Origin of the sequence: Mycobacterium sp. 48b (assembly GCF_048282725.1) — a bacterium.
Taxonomy (GTDB): Bacteria; Actinomycetota; Actinomycetes; order Mycobacteriales; family Mycobacteriaceae; genus Mycobacterium.
This window is the reverse complement of the sequence record NZ_JBLVUL010000001.1, coordinates 4,253,371-4,276,162: the sequence shown is the minus strand read 5'-3', so window position 1 is coordinate 4,276,162 and position 22,792 is coordinate 4,253,371. Positions and strand designations below refer to the sequence as shown.

Below are 22,792 nucleotides of genomic sequence, written 5' to 3'. Positions count from 1 at the left end.
CATTCACCCCGAAATCCTCTGGTCGAAAAGGCAATTCACTTTCTTTCGACATCCCAGCCACACCAGGCATTAACGTCACGTGACAGATAAGTTGCAGCGGGGACCGGGAGCGGCGGGGGCGCCTGCGGACGGTGCGGTAGGCGAAAGGCCATCGAATCCGGCGCTCTCACATGGTTCTGGAACGGTAATCCGGCACTGTCAGGTAGTCGCGGAATCAGCGCCGCGCCGGCGACCCAACGTGGACGCCTCGCCGGAAAAGCACTCAGCCACCAGGGCCAGCTCAACTCTCAGATAGTTCCGGAAAACAGGGCGGAATCGGACAGCTCTCACGTTTTCCCGGAATGCTCTCAACTAGTTCCGGATCGGACAATTGACCGTACGCCTTGGCGGCCATGTTTTCGACCAGGTTGACGAGCTGGTAACGGTGCGTGCTAGCGAGGTGCGAGTTCCGCGCGGTAGCCATCCGCTTCATTGATTTTTACATCGATACCGCCGCGGTGGCCGTCAGGGTGTCGAAGCCGGGCGGAGGTGCACACCCCGCCGGTTGGTGATCTTGCTCACAGGTGGCGCTTTGACGGCACTCGTCCGGGGGCGAGAATCGGCGAAGGTCGGGTGGGTCGTCGGGAGGAAGTGGCGTGTTGGGTGCCCCTTTGAATCATCGGGCTCCTAACTCTGTTGGGGTCGGTTGCAGTAGCCGAGCATTGGTCTCCGGTAACTGATCCCCACGGAGGCACTGCTGATTATGGCTGAACAACGCCAACTACATTTAGCCGGGTTTTTCTCGGCCGGCAACGTCACTCATGCGCATGGCGCGTGGCGCCATGTCGGTGCGACGAACGGTTTTCTGACTGGCGAGTTCTACAAGCAGATTGCGCGGACCCTGGAGCGGGGCAAGTTTGATCTGTTGTTTCTTCCCGATGGCCTGGCCATCGAAGATAGCTATGGCGATAATTTGGAGACGGGGGTCGGTCTGGGTGGCCAGGGCGCGGTGGCGCTGGAGCCGACCAGCGTGATAGCGACGATGGCTGCGGTGACCCAGCGATTAGGTCTGGGCGCTACGGTTTCGACGACCTACTACCCGCCCTATCATGTGGCTCGGGTGTTTGCCACGCTCGACAATCTGTCTGATGGCCGGATCTCGTGGAATGTGGTCACGTCGCTGAACGACTCCGAGGCACGCAACTTCGGTGTGGATGAGCACCTTGAGCATGACATCCGATACGACCGGGCTGACGAATTCTTGGAGGCCGTCAAGAAGCTATGGAGTTCTTGGTCCGAGGATGCCTTGTTGTTGGACAAGGTTGGCGGTCGGTTCGCTGATCCCAAGAAGGTTCAATACGTCAATCATCGCGGCCGCTGGTTGTCGGTCCGTGGCCCGTTGCAGGTTCCACGGTCCCGTCAGGGTGAACCGGTCATCTTGCAGGCCGGCTTGTCGCCGCGGGGGCGTCGCTTCGCGGGGCGCTGGGCTGAAGCGGTATTCAGCGTCTCGCCCAACCTCGACATCATGCGCGCGGTCTATCAGGACATCAAAGCTCACGTTGCGGCCGCGGGGCGTGACCCGGAGCAAACAAAGGTATTCACCGCGGTGATGCCGGTGCTCGGTGAGACAGAGCAGGTGGCCCGGGAACGTCTGGAATATCTCAATTCGCTGGTGCATCCCGAAGTGGGTTTGTCGACGCTATCCAGCCACAGCGGCTTGAATCTCTCCAAGTATCCGCTGGATACGAAGTTTTCCGACATCGTCGCCGATCTCGGGGATCGTCACGTGCCGACCATGTTGCAGATGTTTTCCGCCGTGGCCGGTGGCGGTGCGGACCTGACGCTGGCCGAACTGGGCCGCCGATACGGCACCAACGTCGGGTTTGTGCCGCAGTGGGCCGGAACTGCCGAACAGATCGCTGATCAATTGATTAGTCACTTTGAGGCCGGGGCCGCTGACGGATTCATCATTTCGCCGGCGTATCTGCCGGGTATTTACGAGGAGTTCGTCGACCAGGTGGTTCCGCTGCTGCAGCAACGTGGTGTGTTCCGTACCGAGTACGAAGGGACAACGCTGCGTGAGCACCTTGGGTTGGCTCACCCTGAAGTCGGGAGCATCCGATGACCACCACCGATGTTGATCATGACGTTCTTGCCTACAGCAACTGCCCGGTTCCCAATGCACTACTGACAGCGCTGGAGTCAAACCTGTTGGCCGGCAACGGGATTTCGCTGAATGTGCTCAGCGGCGCGCAAGCAGGGTTGCATTTCACCTACGATCATCCCGCTTACACCCGCTTTGGTGGCGAAATTCCACCTCTTATCAGTGAGGGCCTGCGGGCGCCGGGACGCACCCGCCTGCTAGGCATCACCCCTCTGGCCGGTCGGCAAGGGATCTATGTCCGTGTTGACAGCCCGGTGACATCACCGGAGCAGCTGCGGGGCCGGCGGGTGGGTGTGTCGGGTGCAGCGATCCGCATCCTCACCGGCGAGTTGGGCGATTATCGGCACTTGGACCCGTGGCGGCAAACACTGATCGCGCTGGGTACCTGGGAGGCGCGGGGACTTTTGCAGACCCTGCACATCGGGGGGATAGGGGTCGACGACGTCGAGTTGGTGCGTATCGAAAGCCCTGGCGTCGACGTGCCCGAAGAGCGGCTGGAAGCAGCGGCCAGTGTCAAAGGCGCTGACCTGTTTCCCGACGTGGCCGGCCACCAGAGGGACATCCTGGATAGCGGCAACGTTGATGCGCTGTTCACCTGGTTGCCCTGGGCGGCGGAGTTAGAAGATCTCAGCGGAGCGCGGGTGCTCGCCGATCTCGGCGATGACCAACGAAGCCGGTATGCCAGTGTCTGGACGGTCAGCGCTCAGCTGGTTGACGAGCGACCCGACCTGGTGCAACGACTCGTCGACGCGGCGGTCCAAGCCAGCCGTTGGGCACAGGCCCATCCCGAGGAAACCGTTGGCATCCATGCCGCCAACCTCGGGGTCGCGCCCTCGGCGATCGGACGCGGTTTCGGCGCTGATTTCGCCCAACATCTGATCCCACGGCTTGACGACTCGGCACTGGCCGTTGTCGACCAAACTCAACAGTTCCTCCTCGACCACAATCTCCTCGACCATCCGGTGGACCTCACGCAGTGGGCGGCACCGCAATTCCTCACTCAATCCACGACTGGAGACCAGCAATGACCCTGACCGATGACACCGCCACGGCACAGAACAATAGGAATGGCGACCCCATCGAGGTGGCGCGCGAGCTGACGCGAAAGTGGCAAGCTACCGTCGTCGAGCGCGACAAGGCTGGTGGTTCGGCGACAGAAGAGCGTGAGGATCTACGCGCCAGTGGGCTGCTCTCGGTGACCGTTCCCCGGCACCTGGGCGGTTGGGGAGCCGACTGGCCTACCGCTCTGGAAGTGGTGCGTGAGATCGCCAAGGTCGATGGATCGCTGGGCCACTTGTTCGGATACCACCTCAGCACCCCAGCCGTTATTGATCTGTGGGGTTCACCCGAGCAAAGTGAACGCCTACTTCGTCAACTGGCCGAAAACAACTGGTGGACCGGGAACGCCTCCAGCGAGAACAACAGCCACATCCTCGAATGGAAGGTAACTGCCACCCCGACCGACGACGGCGGGTACCTTCTCAACGGTATCAAGCACTTCAGCAGTGGAGCCAAGGGCTCAGATCTGCTCTTGGTGTTCGGCGTGATACCGGAGGGTTCCCCACAGCAAGGCGCCATCGTTGCCGCGGCCATTCCCACCACCAGAGAAGGCGTTCAAACAAACGACGACTGGCAGGCGCTAGGGATGCGGCGCACCGACAGCGGCACCACCGAATTCCACAACGTCGTAGTCCGTCCCGACGAGGTGCTGGGCAAACCCAATGCCGTTGTCGAGGCGTTCCTGGCGTCCGGGCGCGGCAGCCTATTCGGCCCGATCGTGCAGTTGGTGTTCGCAACGGTGTATCTGGGGATCGCGCGTGGTGCGCTCGAAACAGCGCGCGAGTACACCCGAACGCAGGCACGCCCCTGGACGCCGGCTGGGGTTACTCAAGCCGTCGAGGATCCGTACACCATTCGCAGCTACGGCGAATTCGGTATCGAACTACAGGCTGGCGATGCTGCAGCACGTGAGGCTGCGCAGCTGCTACAGACCGCGTGGGACAAAGGTGACGCATTAACTCCACAAGAACGCGGCGAACTCACGGTACAGGTAGCCGGAGTCAAAGCCATAGCCACCAAAGCGGGCCTGGACGTGACCAGCCGAATTTTCGAGGTCATCGGTGCCCGGGGAACCCACCCAAACTATGGATTCGACCGGTTCTGGCGCAACATCCGCACCCACACGCTGCACGATCCCGTCTCTTACAAGATCGCTGAAGTCGGAAACTACGTCCTTAACCAGCGCTACCCGATACCCGGTTTCACTTCCTGACTCCAGGACCGCGCTGCCGGGCACGCGTTAATGCCTGAGAACGGTGGGTCCGTCTGACACAATGGTGGCCGACGGACCCACCCGTTCTCAGGGCAACACTGCCATGTTGGGTGAGTACAGGACAACGCGAGTACTGCAAACCTCCAGATGACAATGATCGTCCAAGTCCGGCGCCGTCTCGTCTCTAGCGACCGTTTTCGAAGAATGGGAGCGCGATTTGGTAGGGGGAACGGGGATCCGATCTCACCGAGAAGCGCGCGCACTCGACAACCGATGACCGCGACAACCGACCCGGACGCAGAACCCGCGTGGTCGCCCCGCGAGAGCGAGCTACTGGGGGTGGCATTGGGTGTCCTGCAGGAGCATGGGTACCACGGCTTAACAGTGGAGGCCGTGGCGGTCGCCGCTCATGCCAGTAAAGCTACCGTCTATCGACGCTGGCCCTCGAAATCTGAGCTGATACTGGCGGCCGTCAGCGAAGGCACCCGTCAGAACGCTGTTGCACCCAACACCGGCACCCTGCGCGGCGACTTGTTGTGTCTTGGCCAGATTATCTGCGAACAGGGCCGAGAACATGCCGGAACCATCCGAGCGGTGCTCGTCGAGATGTCCTGCAATCCCGCGCTCAACAACGTTATGCAAGACCGGTTCCTTCATGAACACAGAGCTCTGGTCTGGCACGTCCTGCAGCAGGCGATCCGTCGCGGCGAGATCGGCGCGGCGGCGGTCAACGACGAGCTTTACGATCTGTTGCCGGGCTACCTGATCTTCCGGTGCATCTTTTCCGACCGACCCCCGACCCCTCCCACCATCGAAGCTCTGGTCGACAAAGCGCTGCTCCCGAGACTCATCTCAGCAACTGAATAACTCCCCTCGACATCGGGGTCACGGTCAGGGACTGGGACCGTCAAGTTTTCTGGGTCTGTCCGGGGGACTGTAAATTTTCCGGTGTAACTCCTGAGTAAGAAGGAGACCACTGTGACCGATGTGATGAATGATGAGCAGCCCGTCGAGCTCGATGCGGTGCCGCTGGAGCCGGCGGCGTTGCGGGAGGCGACCAACGACGAGCTGGTGGCGCAGCTGGCCGCGCGGGCCCGCGCGGAGGGGTTGCAGCTGACCGGTGAGGGCGGGTTGCTCTCCCAGTTGACCAAAAGGGTGGTGGAGTCCGCGCTCGAAGGTGAGCTCGATGATCACCTGGGCTACGGCAAGCATGACGCCACCGGGCGTGACGGCGGCAATTCCCGCAACGGCCGTCGCGGCAAGACCGTGTTGACCGAAGCAGGACCCGTCGCGCTGGAGGTGCCTCGCGACCGGGATGGTTCCTTCGAGCCACAGCTGGTCAAGAAGCGTCAGCGGCGCCTGACCGGGCTCGATGATCTGGTGATCTCGTTGTCGGCCCGAGGATTAACCCACGGCGAGATCTGCGCGCACCTGGGCGAGGTGTACGGGGCGAGCGTGTCCAAGCAGACCATCTCGACGATCACCGACCGGGTGATCGAGGGCATGGCGGAATGGCAGTCCCGTCCCTTGGATGCCGTGTACCCGGTGATCTTCATTGACGCTGTGAACGTCAAGATTCGCGACGGCAACGTCGCGAACCGGCCGATCTACCTGGCGCTGGCGGTGACCGTGGAGGGCACCCGCGACATCCTGGGGTTGTGGGCTGGTGAGCACGGCGACGGGGAGGGGGCGAAGTTCTGGGCCCGGGTCTTGTCCGAGATCAAGAATAGGGGTACCCAGGACGTCTGCATGGTGGTCTGCGATGGACTCAAGGGCCTGCCCGCAGCGATCGAAACCGTGTGGCCGCAGGCGATCACCCAAACGTGCGTCGTGCATCTGCTGCGCAATAGCTTCAGCTACGCCTCCAAGCGGCACTGGCCGGCGATCGCCAAGGACCTCAAACCGATCTACACCGCGCCGAGTGAATCGGCCGCGTTGGAGGCGTTCGTGGCGTTCACCGACACTTGGGGTGATCGGTACCCGGCGATCACCAAGCTGTGGGATGGCGCGTGGGCCGAATTCGTGCCGTTCCTGCAGTTCGACAACAGTATTCGCAGCGTGGTCTGCACGACCAATGCCATTGAAAGCATAAATGCCCGGATCCGTAGAGCGGTCAACGCGCGGGGCCACTTTCCCACCGAGGCCGCCGCGCTGAAGTGCGTGTACCTGGCGGTCATGAGCCTCGACCCCACCGGACGTGGCCGCAAACGGTGGACCAACCGCTGGAAAGAAGCGTTGAATGCCTTCGACATCACCTTCGACGGACGCCTGTCCGCCGGACGAAAGTAGAACCACCACAACCAGTTACACCGTTAAGTTGACAGACCCCTGTCCGGTGTCAGTCGAGTCGTGTCGCAATGTATCGGGCGTATGTTGATGCCGATGCTCTCGCGTGGGCTTCGAGTGTCTGCGGGCTGTAGCCGAGTGTTTCGGCCAGGATCGCGATTGGCGTGGTCTGGGTGAGTTCATTGAGTGTGCCAAGGCGTGCTTCGAGGGCAGCGAGAACAGGTCGCAGATGGTTACGAAGGTGCGTCGGAGTGACGTGAGTTCCGGGTCCATACCCGCGAAATACCCAGGGCGAGTTGGGATGTGCAGCAGTTTGACCGTTGTAGTTGACTGCCGCGAGTAGTCGGATGGGCTCATCGAGCGGCGGCGGGATATCGATGGGCATGCCAGCCAGGTTGACGCTCACGGAGTCCGCTGTGATGGTCACCTGCTCCCAGGTCAGGGCAGCGATATCCTCGACGCGCTGAGCGAAAACGATGATCAAGATCGCGGCGAACCGGTCACGGGGATGCAGGGTCTGTTGATGTACGACGTGCTCGATAACGGCGTTCTGCTCGGTGATCGGTAGCCGTGGTGCGGTACCGCGCCGGTGCGGGGTCACCTCGAGATCCGCGGGGATCAGTTTGGTTTTGATGGCCCAACGGACGAATCGCAGAATGTGCTCCCGGGTAGTTGGTCCGGTGGACTGCCACAGGTCAATGTGCGCCTGGGTGACGTTCTCGACATAGGTGTCGTGTTCGGTGGTGAGCCAGTTGCAGAACTCGATCGTCACGGTCGTGGTCTGCTTGGCGCGCAGAAATGCTGAGTCGGTGACGGCGTCCATCGAGCGGAGCCGTCTTTCCAAGCCCCAGCGGATAAAACGGGCAATCACCTTGCGGTGCTCGTCCGTCAGGATGCGCTGTTGCGCGGTCGCCGCCCAGCCCAGGAACCGCGCTAACCGTTCGTCGCGCGCCGGCAGCGACTGATGAGCCACGAGGAGGCCGCGAACATAATTGGTTGTCCGGCCCGCCGGAAGCAGGTCAACAAGCTCATGGGTGAGCGTCGGATGGCACGCAAGTTCGCGCAGGACGCGTTCGACATGGCGTTGGCGGATCCAGGTCAGGCCGCTATTGGGGCGTTGCATTCCGGTGAGCGCATCAATGATGACCTGCAACTGCGAGGCGACCACGCCGGTGTCGGGGTTGGTCAGGAAGCGAGTAGCAGTCTCGCCGAGGACGCAGCGTTGACATTTGCCGCCGCTATAGAGTTCGGCCTCGTCCCCGCAGGCAACGCAGTCGACGTTGAGCGTGATCCCGGTGCATCGGCGGCACGCGGGCCGAGCATCAATGATCCCGGGGAGAACGCCCTGGTGGCCGCAAGCGCAGATCCCGGTGACACGTTTGGCGGCCTGGTAGCAATACCCGCAGACCGATTCGCCCGGCCAGTTCGCGACCACCATGTAGTGCCCGCCGCACCGGTCGCAGGGCACCGGCCACCGCTCGGGGTCGTCAGGTTTGCGCGGGCGGGCCATCGTCGTCCTGGACGATCCGAATCCGTTTGGCGACGGGGTTTCCCGGTTTCAGGCCGAGGTCACTGGGCCGTGGTGCGTTGGCAGTTTTCGCGGCTTGCATCTCGACGTACGGCTCGAACAGGTCGTTGGGCGTGCAGTCGAAGATGTCGCACAGGGCAGCGAACGTCCTTGACGGAATGCGTTGGGGTTCACCGGTAACCAGGCGATAGACCTGGGCGTCGGAGAGGTTGATTCCGCGCGATTTGAGCAGCGGTCGCAGCTCGGTGGACTTCCACAGGTTGTGGGCGGCCATCATCCGGCGCAGATGCCAGTGGAAGCCGATGCGGCGCTGTTCAGCCATCGGGCTGATCTTCCTCCATTCGGATGCGTCGAGCGATCATCTGTTGGATCGTCTTTTGTTTGAAGTCTGACGACACCGAGGTGTACAGCGAGGTGGTCGATGCAAATGAGTGCCCGAGCTGTTCCTGCACGAACAGTGGGTCGTAGCCAGCCTCCAGAAGGTGGGTGGTGAAGGAGTGCCGCAGTGCGTGCAGACTCAATTCTGGTGGCAGCCCGGCTCGTTTGCGAAATGCGGTGAAGGAGCGGCCCAGCGCACCGAGCGTCAATCTGGAACCACGCTCGCTGGGCCACAGCGCGGGGGAGCGGCGGTGCTCGGTGATGTCGGTCAGCCAGACCTGGTTGGCGGCCTCGGCGCTGAACAGACGCTCGACGAGGTCGTCATGGACCGGCGGGCCGGATCGGCGGTTCAGTCCACGTTTCTTGGCGAAGACTGACCAGATGCGCTCTTGGGAGCACAGCCCCGCGACGCGGTTTTCGCCGGCGGTAATCCCGCGCCCGGGCAGTTCGTCGGCGATGAACCGGTAACCGAAGGCAGGGTCATCGGCGTGGATGTCACGCGCGGCGTTGATCAGGTGTGCATCGTCCCAATCACGCTGGGACACGGGCGCTTTACACCACTTGTAGAACGCCTGGGTGGAGAACCCAAGGACCCGGCAGGTCACCGTGACGGGCACACCGTCATCGGCAAGGTCAAGGACCAGCGGGTACATCATTTGGGTTGGCGTCCCGCGACAGGTAGCCCACCGCGCGGCGCATCACTTCGGCTTCCTGCTCGAGGAGCTTGATCCGCTTGTGCACCTCGCGCACTTGCGCGGCGACGTCATCAGGGGCTGCCGCAAACCCAGGCCGGTCGACACCGTCCTCACGATCGGCGATCTTGAGCCAGCGGTGCAAGCAGGCCTCCGAGATCCCGAAGTCCTTCGCGATCTGACGCAGCGGCGCCTCACCCTTGCGGGCCACAGCGATCACGTCAGCACGGAACTCGGCAGGAAACGGTTTCGGCACGAGATTGATCCTTCCAGCAAGGACGAATCCTCACAGGTCAGGAGTCAACCAAGCCGGGGGCAGTCCCGCTTGACGCTTGGACGGCTGCGTGCGCCGGACGCAGGCGTCGTAGTAGGTGGACGGCGCAATCTTGCAACCATGCGCGGAGAGCACACGGCAGATCGGCTCGACGCCGTAGGCCTGCTTGTGGGTGTCGATGTAGTCGACGATCACCGATTGCGGCGGTCGAGCTCCGCCGCGAAGACAGTCGATGCAGATTTCAGAATATCGTTGGTTATCTCCAGCCTTCTGACTGCATGTCGTTGATGTAGGCGACACACCCTTTGAGGCTCATCGTGTTTCGTCGTGGACCGGTTATCTTTAGTGTCTATGACACCCTCACCGGGTTATGTGGTCCAACGGGTGGTGATGCCGTTCGGCGATCCGGAGTCGTGGACTGTGGTGGGTGCCGATGCATGCGCTGTGGAGCCGGTTGAGGCGTTCTTGGCTCATCTGCATGCGGTGGAACGATCTGCCAACACCGTGCGTGCGTATGCCCATGATCTTCGGGACTGGTTCACGTTTTGCGCCCGGTCAGGTCTGGGGTGGTCGAATGTACGCCTGGAGGATGTGGGCCGGTTCGTCGCCTGGCTGAGGTTGGGGCCAGAGTCCAGGGATGCGCCGAATGTGGTGGCGTTTCCGACCATGGCGCCTGCGGGGTGCTCAGGGGCGACGGTGAATCGGAAGCTGTCGGCGGTGTCGGCGTTCTATGAGTTCCATCAGCGCCACGGTGTAGATCTGGGTGATCTGCTGGTGACGTGGCAGCGACGGGGATCCGGTGGTGGTTCGTGGCGGCCTTTGTTGGCGCACTTGGGTTCTCGACCGGAAAAGACGCGACGGATCCGGTTGCGTGCCGACAAGCGGCTGCCGTCGACTCTGGATGAACAGCAGGTCGCAGCGGTGTTGGGGTCGTGCCAGCGGTTGCGGGACCGGTTGTTGTTCACCTTGCTGGCCGAGACCGGATTGCGCATTGGCGAAGCTCTGGGATTGCGCCATGAGGACATCGACGCTGCGTCGTGCGTGGTGTCGGTGGTGGGCCGTAACAACGCTAACGGGGCGCGGGCGAAGTCTGGCTCCCGTCAAGTTCCGGCGCCGGGCCAACTGATCCGACTGTACTGCGATTATCTGCATACCGAGTATGGCGACCTGGATAGCGATTACGTGTTCGTGAATCTGTGGGCTGATCCGGTGGGGGTGCCGATGAGTTACCGCAGCGTTTACGATCTGGTGCTACGTCTTCGTGCTAGATCGGGAATCATGTTCTCACCGCATGTGTTTCGCCACACCTACGCAACTGATCTGCTGCGCCGCGGGGTCGCGGTAGAGGTGGTGAGCAAGTTGCTGGGACACGCCTCGATCAGCACAACCGGTGACACGTACTCCCACCTGAGTGTGGAGGACACCCGCCGGGCACTGCTGGCCGCAGGGGTTCTCAATCACGACGGCGCACTGTGATGAGCACACTGGCGGCACATTCCACGACCGCCGGTATGAGCGGATACGCGCAGAGATTGGCCGCCGCGGTGCGGCCTGAGTTCCGGGTCGAGGTGCTGGTTCCCGCGGTGGGGGATCCGATCCTCGGCACTCCGGCGTGCATCGTTGCCGGTTGTGTGCGATCGAGCCATTACGACCGTTTATGCCAGGCTCACCGGCACCGATGGAAGAAAGACGGCCGGCCCGAACTTACCAAGTGGGCCGCCCAGGCGAACCCGCAAGTGACCGGCCACAGGCCGCTGCACACCTGCGAGGTGACCGGCTGTGGGTTCGGGCAACTGAGGGGGGCCCGTTTGGTGGTCCAGCCGCTATGCGACTTGGGGTTGATGGGTCGTGGTCCACTGTAGAGCGAACTCGGCTGGTGTGAGGTCGCCGTGGGCCGAGTGGGGCCGGTTCGCGTTGTAGTCGCGGCGCCAGTCTTCGATGATCACCCGGGCTTCCAGTAGCGAGTCGAAGCGCCACGCGTTGAGCAGTTCATCACGCAAGCGGCCGTTGAACGATTCGATCCAAGCGTTCTGCCACGGCGAGCCGGGATCGATGAAAAGTGAACCGGCACTGTTGAATCGGCACCAATCGGCCACGGCGTACGCCACAAATTCGGGACCGTTGTCGAAGCGCACATAGTGCGGCGCGCCGTTCGTGAGGGCCAGGCGATCCAGAACATCGACAACACCGTCGGCGTCGATGGAACGGTGCACGTCGATCGCGAGGGCTTCGCGGGTGAACTCGTCGATGACGTTCAACATCTTGATGGTGCGGCCATCAGCGGTGGTGTCGAACTGAAAGTCCATCGCCCAGATCACGTTTGGACGAATCGGTGACATCGCACCGACCGCCGCACCGATACCGGTCAGCCGCTTCTTGCGACGGCGCTGCGGGACCCTCAGGCCCTCCTCGCGCCACAGTCGGCGGATGCGTTTGTTGTTGGCCTTCCAGCCGGCCCGACGGGCCATCTTCGCCGCCCGCCGCCACCCCCAGCGCGGCCGGTCAACCGAGAACCGGCGCAGCCAAGCCCGTAGCTCGGCTTCCTCGGTGGTCATCGGCGCAGGCGTCAGGCGCATCGTCGAGCGGTGGATACCGACGACCGAGCAGGCACGTCGCTCAGAGACCCCGAACCGCTCACGGAGCGCTGTAACGGCGCTGCGCTTGCGGTTCGGGGTCAGAAGTTTCCCGACGAGATCTCCTTGAGCATGTCGATGTCGAGGGCCTGGTTGGCGACCAGCTTCTTGAGCCGGGCATTCTCGGCTTCGAGTTCCTTGAGGCGCTTGGCGTCGTTGGCCTTCATGCCGCCGTACTGGGCCACCCAGCGATGCCACGTCGACTCAGTGATCTCCAGGTGTCGGCACACCTCGGCCAGCTCCTGGCCGGTTCCGAGGAGCTTATTGCCCTCGGCCAGCTTGCGGATGATCTGATCCGGCGTATGCCGCCGGCGTTTGTTCGTAGCCATGTCGTCGTCGATTCTTCCTGCCCAAACACCTGGGCAACAGAGTCGCACAACAACTGGACCACTACGACGGGCTCACCTCAGGGCCATGACTCACATCCGCCTAACGTGCGTCGAGAACGCCACAACCGCCCGGCACGCGATCCCTACGGACCACGATCCCTGCACCCAACCGAAAGCCACGTTCCTAGGCCGGAGTGGACACGACCAGCGAAAACGCTCGCTTGGACCGGTCATTCGTCATATCGACATGGACAAACTTCTGTTCGAGATACTCGCGTAGTGCATCGGGGCCAAGCTCCCGCCCGATACCCGATTGTTTAAAGCCACCAAAAGGATGCAGGCAGTTCACCATGTGCCAGTCATTGACCCAGACCGTACCTGCTTCTAGCCGCCGCGCGAGGGCAAGAGCTCGCTGATTGTCTGTACTCCAGATTCCAGCCGACAGGCCGTATTCGCTGTCGTTAGCGATCCGAACCGCGTCGTCGTCATTGTCGTACCTAATGACTACAAGGACGGGCCCGAAGATCTCTTCACGAGCAACGCGCATGTCGTTAGTGACATCCGTGAGGATTACCGGTGCAACCCAATGCCCGTTGGACAGATCTGGATCAGTTGGTGGCGAACCTTGGTATGCAACGGTCGCGCCCTCCTCTTGGCCGACCGCGATGTACTTCTCTACGCGCTGTTTTTGTTTTAGCGACACGAGCGGGCCGATGTCGGTTTCGGTCTTCATCGGGTCGCCGATGTTGACCGTTGCAATCCTCTCCACCAGTTTCGTCATGAAAGTGTCGTATATCGAGTCCGCGACCAGGAGGCGAGTTCCAGAGGAACATATCTGGCCACTCAGCAAGAGAAATCCGAAGAGGGTTCCATCCACTGCAAGGTCGACGTCTGCATCGTCGAGAACAATATTGGCGCCCTTGCCGCCCAGCTCGAGTGTGACCTTCTTGATGTTGCCGGCGGCCGCGCGCATCACTTCCCTACCGACTTCGGTCGAACCGGTGAACGCGATTTTGCGAACGTCAGGGTGCTCCGCTAATCGGGCGCCTGTCGTGACACCCGGTCCTGTCACGATGTTGAGCACCCCCGCAGGCAACCCGACTTCATCGGCAGCGCGGGCAAGCTCGAGCAATGTAAGTGGAGTCTGCTCATCAGGTTTCAGAACCACCGTGTTTCCCGCTGCCAACGCGGGGCCCAGCTTCCACACCGCGAGCAACAAGGGAAAGTTCCACGGCACAATTGCTCCGCAGACACCGACTGGCTCGTGTCGGACGATCCCAGTCGCCAGTGTGGGCACTTCCAGCAACTCACCAAGTTGTTCAAAGGGAAATTTCCGTGCGAGTTCAGCGAAGTAGCGCAGATGGGCAATCGAGTAACCAACCAGGAACGCCCCCGCGGCGCGAACTGTGGCTCCATTCTCTCGAACCTGCAGGACAGTCAGTGTCTCGATTCGCTCCTCAAGCCGATCCGCGATTGCGTCAATCACTTCCGCACGTTCGGCCGGCGTACGCTCCCGCCACACCCCCGACTCATGCGCATCCTTAGCCGCGGCTACTGCCCGGTCGATGTCCGTCACATCACCCCAAGCGACGGTGGCCACGGGCAATCCGTCAGTAGGCGAGAGAATCTCGACCGTCTCGGATGAGTCGACCCACTTACCAGCTATGTACATCCGGTAGTGATCCATATCGGACATCTGCACATCCCTTACTCGTCATTGAGTCCCAACATCGCGGCCGGGTCGAATACTAACCGCTTGTACGGTCAACAACAAGGTCGTGAGTCGAACTCCCTGGTCAATGCACATACTGCAGCCTCAGCTGGTCAGGCTGTAACAGGTTGCGGTTCAATCACTTCACGCTCAAGGCGGCGGTGAAGGCCGGGCCATTCCCGTTGATCCACACTGCATGTCGCCGACCACGAGGGCAGTGGCTCGTCGCTTGAGCGGACCACTCGATCCTGCTCGCACCTCACACCAGTATTGCCCTACTCCAGCGGCCAAATCCAGGCACTGCGCAGAGTCCTTCGCCAGGATCGAAGGTTAAAGTGGGGCCGTCCAACCACGACCTGGGCACACCCCTACTTGACAAGGCTGGCAAGGCCTAGGTTGTATTGCCGTACCAGGCCAAACTGGCGCCGGCAGCCTGACTATTTTCGTTGTGTCGGCGGTCACCTACGCTGAATCTCTGATATAGGTTGACTTCCATTCGATGAAAGTTTCTTTACATTAAAGGAGTGAGGTCACTGTGGCGGCAAAAGAACCCGCACGAGCTCGCGCTCGGAGGGGCCGTGCGCAGGACATCCTCAGCGCGTTCACCCGAAACGTTGCCCGCAGAGGATATTCTGGCAGCAATTTCAGCGAGATCGCGAACGAGTTGGAGATCTCCAAGGGGACAATTGTTCATTTCTACGGCACCAAGGACAAGTTGTTCGCCAAGCTGCACGACGGCTACATGGAACGACGTTTGAGGGAAGCCCACGACATTTTGAATCGGTTGGATTCGCCGGATCAGAAGTTGTCCGGGCTTTTGTTTGCGCTCATGCAATATCAAGACATCGATCGTGACGCCACCCTCGCGTTCCAACGTGAGATAGCGATGGTCGCAACCCTCGATTCACTGGCCCACGGACGCGAGTTGCGCAACGAGTACATGTCTATGTTCCGGTCGTTGATCGAGGAAGGCACACGAAATGGCTCGTTTCGACCGCTCGACGTTGAGGTACAGAGCCTTCTGATATTCGGTGCGACGCAATGGACTTGGACGTGGTTCAAACCGGAGGGAAGGCTCACCGCCTTGGAAGCAGGTTCTCAACTGGTGCAGCTTTGCCTGGGTTCACTGTTAAGCGATCGCCGCAGACTGGACCGCCTCGCTGACCCTGAGGGCAAGTCCGCGTCGACAGCCCTTGCTGTCCTCGCTAGCCACATGGACTCTAACTCACCGAGTACTCAGGCACGCTAATTCGATAGGCATTTGTGCCAGCAGATTGGCAAAAGCGAATACCGCATCGATACTGCCGATATCGAACGAGCCGGTTACAAAAACCGTGCCACTAGCGGATTCGAACGTATATTCATTGGCGTTTGAAATGGCCGCAATATTGCCAGCGGATTATTGATGCCGTTGATAGACCGCTGATCATGCGGCTTCGTCAATGGGCATGCGGAGTCGGTTGTGTTCTCGAAATCTCCATTTCCATGGCCTAATACTACAGTAGTAAACTGGGGTGCGGCGTGTTTGCGCTGGTAGGAGTGAAGGGGACCCATTCGGTGGTCCAGTCGCTATGCGGCTTGGGTTTGCGGTTCATGGTCCACTGTAGGGAGAACTCGGCGGGGCTGAGTCCGCGGTGGGCCGAATGTGGTCGGTTGGCGCTGTAGTTGATCCTCCAGTCCTCGATGATCACCCGGCTCTCAGCGGTGAGTCGAAGCGCAAGGAATCGAGCAGTTCATCGCACAGTCGGGCGTGGAACGACTCGATCCATGCGTTCTGCCAGGGTAATCCGGGGTCGATGAACAGTGAACCGGTGCCATTGAACCGGCACCAGTCGTTGTCCGCGTGGGCGACTAACGCAGGCCCGTTGTCGATGCGCACGTACGGCGCCCCATGTGTTTCGACCAATTGGTCGAGGATGTGGACGACTCCGTCGGCGTTGATGGCGCGGTCGACGTGGATCGCCAGGGCTTCGCGGGCGAACCCGTCGATGACGTTGAGCATCGTGATGGTGCGCCCGCCGGCGGTGGTGCCGAACCGGAAGTCCATCGCCCGGATCAGATTCGGACGGTTCGGGGACATCGCCCCGACCGCGGTCCGGTCAGGCGTTCCTTCTTGCGGCGCTGCGGGACCCGCAGGCCCTCGTCGCGCCACAGCTGGCGGACGCGCTTGTTGTTGATGACCCAGCCCGCTTTCGTGCTGCAATCGCTGCTCGTCGCCATAGCCCAGCAGGGCCGGTCGGTGGAGGATTTCCGCAGCCAGGCCCACAGCCGGGCTTCCTCATCAGTGGTCGGCGCGGCGCGAGGCGCATCGTGGACCGATGCAGGCCCACCACCGCACAGGCTCGACGCTCGGAGATCCCGAATCGCTCACACAACACCGTCACGGCGCTGCGCTCGTTGGCCTTCATGCCGCCGTACTGGGCCACCCAGCGGGATGAAGACCTCTGGGAAAAACTCCACACCACGCTGCCGAAACTTCCTCCGTCGAGATTCAGATCGTCAAATCTTGGCGGAGGATCGACGAGAGTGCCTCGAGAGGGATATGGGTTTGAACGGCCCCGCCGTCCATCGACCACACCAACTGGTTGTGTGGCATCGGGTTCTCGCGCGACATCGGTCGATCAGGCATGAAAAGAATCAGTTCACTCGATGTCAACGCAAATGCTCGGTAATTCTCTGAGTAGCCTGAGCCATCAACCTGCGGTTCGAACCGGTCGACGATGAAAGGGTATGCGCCGACAACGTGTGGCGGCCGTGCCGTGGCGAGCGATTCTTCGAGAAACGGCCGAGCCAGGGGCGGTAAGGCCGTGAGCGGGTCGATTCCGGGCTTGAACAGGTCGGCAAGCGATAGTTGATTGCCGGTGCCGAGGTCAAAAACGAAACTCCTGACAGCATTATTTGCGTTGTTGCCTACGGTCTGCTGAGTCTCGCGAAATACGACGGACCGCAGAGCTCGATGGGAGTGCGCGCTGTAGTCTATTGAGACATCGCTAGCACGAACCATGCTCGAACCCGCTGTGCGCCAGGACAAGACGCGATCACGCAAATACTCTACGATTGGCGGCCCCATGTGCGGATGGCCGACCAGGTATTGTGGAACCACAACTTTCAGAGCGAGGACAGCTTCCCGTTGCGAACGAATGAAGGTCGTACAGTTGTCGTCCTGCGCTTCCCATTGGCCTCCGAACACCGCGTTGCACAGGGTGTCGGCGTGAGCTGATGACGCGCCGGCAAGCGCAGTGACGCATGCAATAGCGAGCGCGATCCGTAAGCCAGTTGTACCCATTGCGCTACTTGATATCCACTTTGCTTGCGAGCCAGCGGTTATCGATGCGTTCGAGAGCGATCGTAACCCGGCTGCGGTCGATCCGCGGCTCTGGGTTGACTGCATTGCTTATTGATTGATCTATGAAGAGGAGCACTTCCACCTTGTCAGGGGTGACTGACTTGACCGCTGAATCCACGACCACGCCATGGCTTACAGCCTTGTTGTCGATAAGCAACTGCCGAAGTTGGGCAGCCGACTGGGTGTAAAGATCCTTGAACTCGCCAGTTGCACCCTGGAGTACCTTCGCGTAGTTCTCATCGACCTTGGCGCTGTCGATACTCGTCAGGGTAACCCCATAATCATTGGCAACTGCGAGTGCTTCACGACCCGTCGCGACTAGATCGTGTTGGCGTTTGACCTGCCACCCAAAGAAAGCCGCCGTGCCCACTGCGAGGAGCAGCGCCACTAGCAACACGGCGCCGATGAGGGTCGTCCGGGAACCCCGACCAAGCCGACTCTCGGTAGCAGGGTCGTCTAGGTCGACAGATTGGTGTTGATCGTCGGGATCGTCCGTGGGATCAACGCCTGTCACCTCATCTGCATCGTGGTTCTCGGGTGATTGATCGACGTCCTTGTCGCCGGAACTATGCTCATTCTCCTCACAGTCGTTGCTCCCGTTGATCTGATCGAACACATCCTTGGTTCTGGTCCGGCTGAACATCGTGCCTCCTATGCGTCTTACTTCGGCGGTGGCGCCAGGTTCTTGGGCGGCCCACCATAGGGTGTCGGGATAGTGTTGGGCCCCACGGGCGCTGGGTCGGTGGTTGCGAGGGGATCGTGGCCTGGCGGTGGCCGATCAGTGTCGTCGCCGGGAGGCCGCGGCGCATTGCGCGCGCCCCGAATAAGTACCGCGGGATCAGGATTATTGCAGTACGTATACCTGTACGGCTCGGGAAAGTCCGCCTGTGATGGGGGACGTCGCGGCAGGTTGTAGTCGCAGGAATAGCGTGGGTAGGGGTCGACGATCTCCCAGACTCCTCCATCGCGGAAAGTCGACGCTACCGCATCGATCACCGAACCCCGTTGCTCCAGTGGCGGGAACAGAGCTTTGAGCGCAGGTACCCTCACATAGGACAACTGCGCGACGGTGGTCAGGTTGCCGAGCAACTGGACCATGGTTTCGGAGTTGTCCGCAATGACAGCGTCCAGCGCGGTGAGTGGCCGACTTCCCGTATCGACCAATTGACGGTAGCCCCCCTCCATCCGGTTGGCTCCCGCTATGATTTCACGGACGTCCGTCGCCGTTTCGAGCAGCTCGGATTCGGCGTCGGTCACCATCGTGAAAATCGTACGGCTATTGCGAATGACCCGAATGGTTTCTGGGAGAACAGAATCCAGTGTCGAAATGAGGAAAACTCCGCCATCGAAGATGGCCGAAAGCTTCGCCGGTCCTGCCGCCCCTACGCCCATCTCCTTCGTCATTGCTGAGAGCTTCGCTGGATCAAGCTGTGCAAGAAGGCCTTCAGCGTCTGTCACCAGACGATGAAACTGCACGGGGATGTCAGTCTGAGTTGCGCTGACCGTGTCGCCGTCACGAAGGAACGGCCCGGTACCGTTTGCGGGCCGGATGTCTAGGTACTGCTCGCCGGCGGGAGAAAGGCCGGAGACCCGGAATGCCGCGTCTTTGGGAATCTGGAGGTCTGGGTCGATCTCGATCTCGGCTACCACTCCATCGCCATCGACTTGTACAGCAAGGACTTTGCCAATCTGGACGCCCCGCAGTGTCACATCTTGACTGGCGAGGAGCCCGCCTGACTCTGACAGCTGAATGCGGAGACCAACTGTCGCGCGGACCGGATTGTATCCGAACGTACCCAACGATATGTAGCCGAATGCAGCAGTGAGAGTGAGGAACAGGCCCGCAAGAGCGACCGCTGTACGGCGCGCGCGTATGGCTTGCACTGAGTCGACGGCGGCACCGGCGCATCGCTGGAAGATATTGGGCACGCTCATCGCTGAGGCCCGTAAATTCTATTCAGCAAGAGATTCCATTGATACCGCAAACTACCGATCATCGCGTGCCAGTCGGTGCCGTCCGGACCGTGCGTCATCGGATCGCCTGGATAGTTCATATCTGGTAGAGCGCCAAGTGCGATCTGTTCTACGTCCCCTGCGGCATGGAGGTTGGCGCCGGAGGTCAGCTTGAGAAGCCTTGGGACGATTCGATTGAAGGTCGTCAGCGACGTGTTGGGGTCGATGCTTGCGTCGTTGAATGCGTCACTCAGCCTATTCAAGTCGGCAATGAGGCTGCGGGAATCAGTGCCTTGTAACGACGGAAATCGCGATAGTTGCCGCGTAGTGCGGGCGACAGAACCGATCAAAGCCACGATCTGATCGCGGTTATCGGCGATGACTGCGATCGCTGGATCTGCAGCTGCGAGCGCAGCATTGATCGTGTGCTGACGTGCGGACAAGCTAGACGCCAGTTCGGATGTGCGGTGCAGGGCCTCTGTGATCTCATCTGAGCGTGCGTTGAGTTGTGCAATCAATCTGTTCGACTGATGGAGCAGGTCGGCGATCTTCGTGCCACTGTCTCCGACGGCCGAGCCGGCGCCGTTGAGGATGTGGGTTAAGCTGCGGATCACCCCGCCATTGACAAGCACAGCAGCTGAACTGAGCAACTCCTCGACGGTGGCACCAGCCGATGTTGCAGCCAAGGGAATGACGTCTCCGTCGGCCAACGGTGTGCTAGCCGACTGTTGGTCCGGATGAGGCTGGACTGCGACGAAGAGATCGCCGAGGGGCGTGGCCGACCTAAGCTCAACGGTTGCGCCGTCGTAGATCGAGACGTCCTCACGTATGCGCATAGTTACCTGCGCGGTGAACTCCTTGGCTTGAATCTTCTCAACCTCGCCGATGTCAGCGCCACCGACCTTCACCTTCGCATGAGCCGGCAAGTTCAGTGCATTAGTGAAAACCGCAGTCAACGTGTAGGTCTCGCCACCTACTGAAGGGGAACTCAGCGGGAGGCTTTCTAGTCCGGACGAACAACCGGACAAGACCGCGATCACCCCGATAGACAGTACGTTGCGATAGCGGCGAGTTACGTGGGTGCCCAGCAGAGACGTCATTTCTCCACTCCCGCCATGAGTTCCAGCATTCCGGTGAGGCCGAAATCCGGTCCGTAGTCGCGGAGTGTGCCTGTGGCGCAGCCGAGCTGTTTGAGGCCGATGAGATTACACATTTCTTTGCTGAGCTGGCTGTCGAAGAGAATCTTGTCGGCGAGGGCGTGCAGTCGGACGGCGCCATTGTCGGCGTCGATGGCATTCCAGACGTTGTCGAGTGTCATTGGCGCGAGGTTGAAGAACTCTGCGACCTCACGTTGGTAGTCGACCAGTGCTTGGGTGATGGCCCTTGAGTCGGCGGCAGTCGTCTTCAGTCCGTCACGTCTGGATTCCAGTACCGATGCAACTTGCATCAGAATTTGGTTGATCTTGGAGCCCGTCGTGCCAGTGCCTAGGCTTTCGTCGGCCAGTATGTCGCTGAGCTGGTGCACGTTTGATCCGAACTCTCGGATCGTCTGCTCGTTCTCTGCGGCGGATTGCGTGAGCATGTCGAGGCTGGTGGCAATCGTATTAATGTTCTCTTTGGTGCGGGCCCCGTGATCGGTCTCGAGCCGTAGGGCTGATGACAGTTCGCTCAGCGTGCTCTTGAGATCCTCACCGTTGTCCGTCGCGATCTGCGCGCCGACATTCACCAGATCGGCCAACGGCCCAGAGCCCTCGCCGTTTCCGCGGAGGGCGACTGCTAGCCGGTCGATCATGGCAAGTGTCCTGTCGAATTCCACGGGAGTACGGGTACGCCCGAGGCCGATGACGTCTCCGTCGCCTAGCTTCGGACCTCCGCGATAGGGGGGCGTAAGTTCAACATGTCGGTCTGTGAGAATCGACGTGGACACAGTGACTGCCTGAACATCAGCGGGTATGTCGATCCCGTCGTCGAGCACGAGCGTGACTTCGACGGAATCACCCTTCGTCGTGATGCGGTCAACATGTCCGACCTGCATACCTAGCACAGCAACGGTGTTGCCTTCGTAAAGCCCGATCGCGTCCTCGAAATGAGCAGTCACCGTGATTGGTTGGGTGCCAGCGCGGTTGGTTATCAAAGTCGTGGCAACGGCGAGGGCGGCGGCAATCACGGCAGTGAGCCAGACCAATGTCCTTCTACTCATGCGCAATCCTCGAAATACTCGACCAATCCGAATTGTTCGGCACGGCCGCTGATTGCGCACATCCATGAGTCGATGAGTGGGCCGGATGAAAATGTTCCATCGATTCCGGTGCCACTGCCCGTAGCGTTGGCGATGTTACGCATGGCGATCGGGAGGGCCTGCAGTGTATTGCGGAACAGCGCGTCATGCTCGGCGATCATTCGCGTGAAGTCGCGCACACTGTCTAGCATTTCGTTGAGAGCGTGCTCGTCCGTCAGGATTCGGGATAACGTGTGCGCCAAGGCAGTCGTGCCTTCGAACAGTCGTTCAATGGCCGCGCGACGAGTCGTGATCTCGCCGATCAGGTCTCGACCTTGCAGGACGAGCATCCCCAGGTTGGCTTTCTGGTCCCTGATGGTTGCGGCGAGCTTGTCGGTGCTGGAGAGTAGTGTGCCAATCTGACCCCGCCGATCGGAGATGATGCGGGACAGCGACTTCAGATTCCGCAGTGCGTCTGGCAACGCTTGAGGAAGACCGTCAAGGCTGCGCGACACAGTGGTCAATGAGTTGGCGATTTGATCGGCATCAACCTGATCGAACGTCGTTGTGGCATCGGCTAAGGCAGTCTGTAGGTCATAAGGCGCCGACGTATTGGAGAGAGGGATCGTGTGGCCTTGGAGGCTGCCCGAACGGCCGGGAGTCAACTCGATGTAGCGGGACCCCAGTAGGGTAGTGAGTTTGATAGCCGCCTTCGTATCGCTGCCCAGGTAGACGCCCTTGTCGATCGACAATCTCATCTCAACCCGATCGCCGGCCAACGTGAGGGCATCGACATGGCCGACGGAGATACCGGCGATGGTTACCTGGTCGTCCTCGCGTACAGAGGCTGCTTGAGCGAATTCGGCACGATATATCGTCTTGCCGAGATTCAATGCGCCCGTTAAGGCAACTGCGCCCACTACCGCAACCATGACGACCAGTGCGACCGTGCCGATGGCAATCTTGTTGTAGTCCTCAATGGGGCGCGTGAGGCTTAGGCGCCCGAGTGCTCGTCTGATGATCATTCTG

Annotated in this window: 18 protein-coding genes, 2 pseudogenes and 1 other annotated feature; of the genes and pseudogenes, 7 read left to right on the top strand and 13 right to left on the bottom strand. The window is 60.8% G+C overall.

Going from position 1 to position 22,792, the window contains the following annotated elements; genetic code table 11:
- The first annotated feature begins 742 nt into the window (after positions 1-742).
- The 5 genes from ACNQR1_RS21125 to ACNQR1_RS21105 all read left to right on the top strand — a co-directional run bounded on the left by ACNQR1_RS21125 (position 743) and on the right by ACNQR1_RS21105 (position 6,704).
- Positions 743-2,104 carry an LLM class flavin-dependent oxidoreductase gene (locus ACNQR1_RS21125; protein ID WP_064914151.1) on the top strand — a complete coding sequence of 454 codons (1,362 nt, stop codon included), beginning with the start codon at positions 743-745 and terminating at the stop codon, positions 2,102-2,104.
- A complete protein-coding gene (locus tag ACNQR1_RS21120) occupies positions 2,101-3,171 on the top strand; it encodes an ABC transporter substrate-binding protein (protein ID WP_074330961.1) in 1,071 nt (356 codons plus the stop codon). The genes ACNQR1_RS21125 and ACNQR1_RS21120 overlap by 4 nt, the downstream gene beginning before the upstream one ends.
- A complete protein-coding gene (locus tag ACNQR1_RS21115; RefSeq protein WP_071289705.1) occupies positions 3,168-4,415 on the top strand; it encodes an acyl-CoA dehydrogenase family protein in 1,248 nt (415 codons plus the stop codon). Before ACNQR1_RS21120 ends, ACNQR1_RS21115 begins: the two co-directional genes overlap by 4 nt.
- Positions 4,416-4,688: 273 nt before the next feature.
- Positions 4,689-5,282 carry a TetR/AcrR family transcriptional regulator gene (locus ACNQR1_RS21110; RefSeq protein WP_071289706.1) on the top strand — a complete coding sequence of 198 codons (594 nt, stop codon included), beginning with the start codon at positions 4,689-4,691 and terminating at the stop codon, positions 5,280-5,282.
- A 123-nt stretch (positions 5,283-5,405) separates the two neighbouring features.
- Positions 5,406-6,704, top strand: coding sequence for an IS256 family transposase (locus ACNQR1_RS21105; RefSeq protein ID WP_071289707.1), 1,299 nt, complete (start codon positions 5,406-5,408; stop codon positions 6,702-6,704).
- A 49-nt stretch (positions 6,705-6,753) separates the two neighbouring features.
- On the opposite strand, the gene ACNQR1_RS21100 is transcribed toward ACNQR1_RS21105, so the two are convergent.
- The 4 genes and pseudogenes from ACNQR1_RS21100 to ACNQR1_RS21085 form a co-directional block, all read right to left on the bottom strand.
- Positions 6,754-8,211: a Fis family transcriptional regulator gene (locus tag ACNQR1_RS21100; RefSeq protein ID WP_071289708.1), complete on the bottom strand. Its 1,458-nt coding sequence runs from the start codon at positions 8,209-8,211 to the stop codon at positions 6,754-6,756.
- The gene (locus tag ACNQR1_RS21095) at positions 8,189-8,551 is read right to left on the bottom strand and encodes a helix-turn-helix domain-containing protein (protein ID WP_071289709.1); all 363 of its coding nucleotides are present in this window, start codon (positions 8,549-8,551) and stop codon (positions 8,189-8,191) included. The genes ACNQR1_RS21100 and ACNQR1_RS21095 overlap by 23 nt, the downstream gene beginning before the upstream one ends.
- A pseudogene (locus ACNQR1_RS21090) lies at positions 8,544-9,555 on the bottom strand (tyrosine-type recombinase/integrase). Before ACNQR1_RS21090 ends, ACNQR1_RS21095 begins: the two are co-directional and overlap by 8 nt.
- 30 nt (positions 9,556-9,585) lie before the next feature.
- Positions 9,586-9,768: a hypothetical protein gene (locus ACNQR1_RS21085; RefSeq protein ID WP_048896466.1), complete on the bottom strand. Its 183-nt coding sequence runs from the start codon at positions 9,766-9,768 to the stop codon at positions 9,586-9,588.
- Positions 9,676-9,804, bottom strand: a sequence feature (AL1L pseudoknot). It overlaps the preceding gene by 93 nt.
- A gap of 120 nt (positions 9,805-9,924) precedes the next feature.
- Here ACNQR1_RS21085 and ACNQR1_RS21080 point away from each other — a divergent pair.
- Positions 9,925-11,049 (top strand): tyrosine-type recombinase/integrase, encoded by a 1,125-nt coding sequence (locus ACNQR1_RS21080; RefSeq protein ID WP_048896465.1) that lies wholly within the window; start codon positions 9,925-9,927, stop codon positions 11,047-11,049.
- A 347-nt stretch (positions 11,050-11,396) separates the two neighbouring features.
- Here ACNQR1_RS21080 and ACNQR1_RS21075 read toward each other — a convergent pair.
- Positions 11,397-12,535, bottom strand: a protein-coding gene (locus tag ACNQR1_RS21075) for an IS3 family transposase (protein WP_109772112.1) whose coding sequence is annotated in 2 segments (ribosomal slippage) — positions 11,397-12,265 and positions 12,265-12,535 — 1,140 coding nt in all. Because the reading frame shifts where the segments join, the coding sequence is not laid out codon by codon here.
- Between the two features lie 184 nt (positions 12,536-12,719).
- Positions 12,720-14,231: an aldehyde dehydrogenase family protein gene (locus tag ACNQR1_RS21070; RefSeq protein WP_048896473.1), complete on the bottom strand. Its 1,512-nt coding sequence runs from the start codon at positions 14,229-14,231 to the stop codon at positions 12,720-12,722.
- A gap of 550 nt (positions 14,232-14,781) precedes the next feature.
- Between ACNQR1_RS21070 and ACNQR1_RS21065 the strand changes: the two genes are divergently transcribed.
- A complete protein-coding gene (locus ACNQR1_RS21065) occupies positions 14,782-15,495 on the top strand; it encodes a TetR/AcrR family transcriptional regulator (RefSeq protein WP_048896462.1) in 714 nt (237 codons plus the stop codon).
- Positions 15,496-15,823: 328 nt separating this feature from the next.
- On the opposite strand, the pseudogene ACNQR1_RS21060 reads toward ACNQR1_RS21065, so the two are convergent.
- From ACNQR1_RS21060 to ACNQR1_RS21030, 7 genes and pseudogenes are all read right to left on the bottom strand, one after another.
- Positions 15,824-16,678 (bottom strand): annotated as a pseudogene (locus tag ACNQR1_RS21060) (integrase core domain-containing protein); the annotation flags it as partial.
- A 59-nt stretch (positions 16,679-16,737) separates the two neighbouring features.
- Positions 16,738-17,532, bottom strand: a complete 795-nt coding sequence (locus ACNQR1_RS21055; protein ID WP_064914587.1) for an RsiV family protein — start codon at positions 17,530-17,532, stop codon at positions 16,738-16,740.
- Positions 17,533-17,536: 4 nt separating this feature from the next.
- Entirely contained in the window at positions 17,537-18,235 is a 699-nt protein-coding gene (locus ACNQR1_RS21050) for a hypothetical protein (protein WP_047040097.1), read from the bottom strand.
- Positions 18,236-18,252: 17 nt separating this feature from the next.
- A complete protein-coding gene (locus ACNQR1_RS21045; protein WP_418047740.1) occupies positions 18,253-19,527 on the bottom strand; it encodes an MlaD family protein in 1,275 nt (424 codons plus the stop codon).
- Entirely contained in the window at positions 19,524-20,645 is a 1,122-nt protein-coding gene (locus tag ACNQR1_RS21040; protein WP_047040099.1) for an MCE family protein, read from the bottom strand. The genes ACNQR1_RS21045 and ACNQR1_RS21040 overlap by 4 nt, the downstream gene beginning before the upstream one ends.
- Positions 20,642-21,745: an MCE family protein gene (locus tag ACNQR1_RS21035; RefSeq protein ID WP_052773255.1), complete on the bottom strand. Its 1,104-nt coding sequence runs from the start codon at positions 21,743-21,745 to the stop codon at positions 20,642-20,644. The genes ACNQR1_RS21040 and ACNQR1_RS21035 overlap by 4 nt, the downstream gene beginning before the upstream one ends.
- A complete protein-coding gene (locus ACNQR1_RS21030; protein ID WP_047040101.1) occupies positions 21,742-22,788 on the bottom strand; it encodes an MCE family protein in 1,047 nt (348 codons plus the stop codon). The genes ACNQR1_RS21035 and ACNQR1_RS21030 overlap by 4 nt, the downstream gene beginning before the upstream one ends.
- Positions 22,789-22,792: the final 4 nt, after the last annotated feature.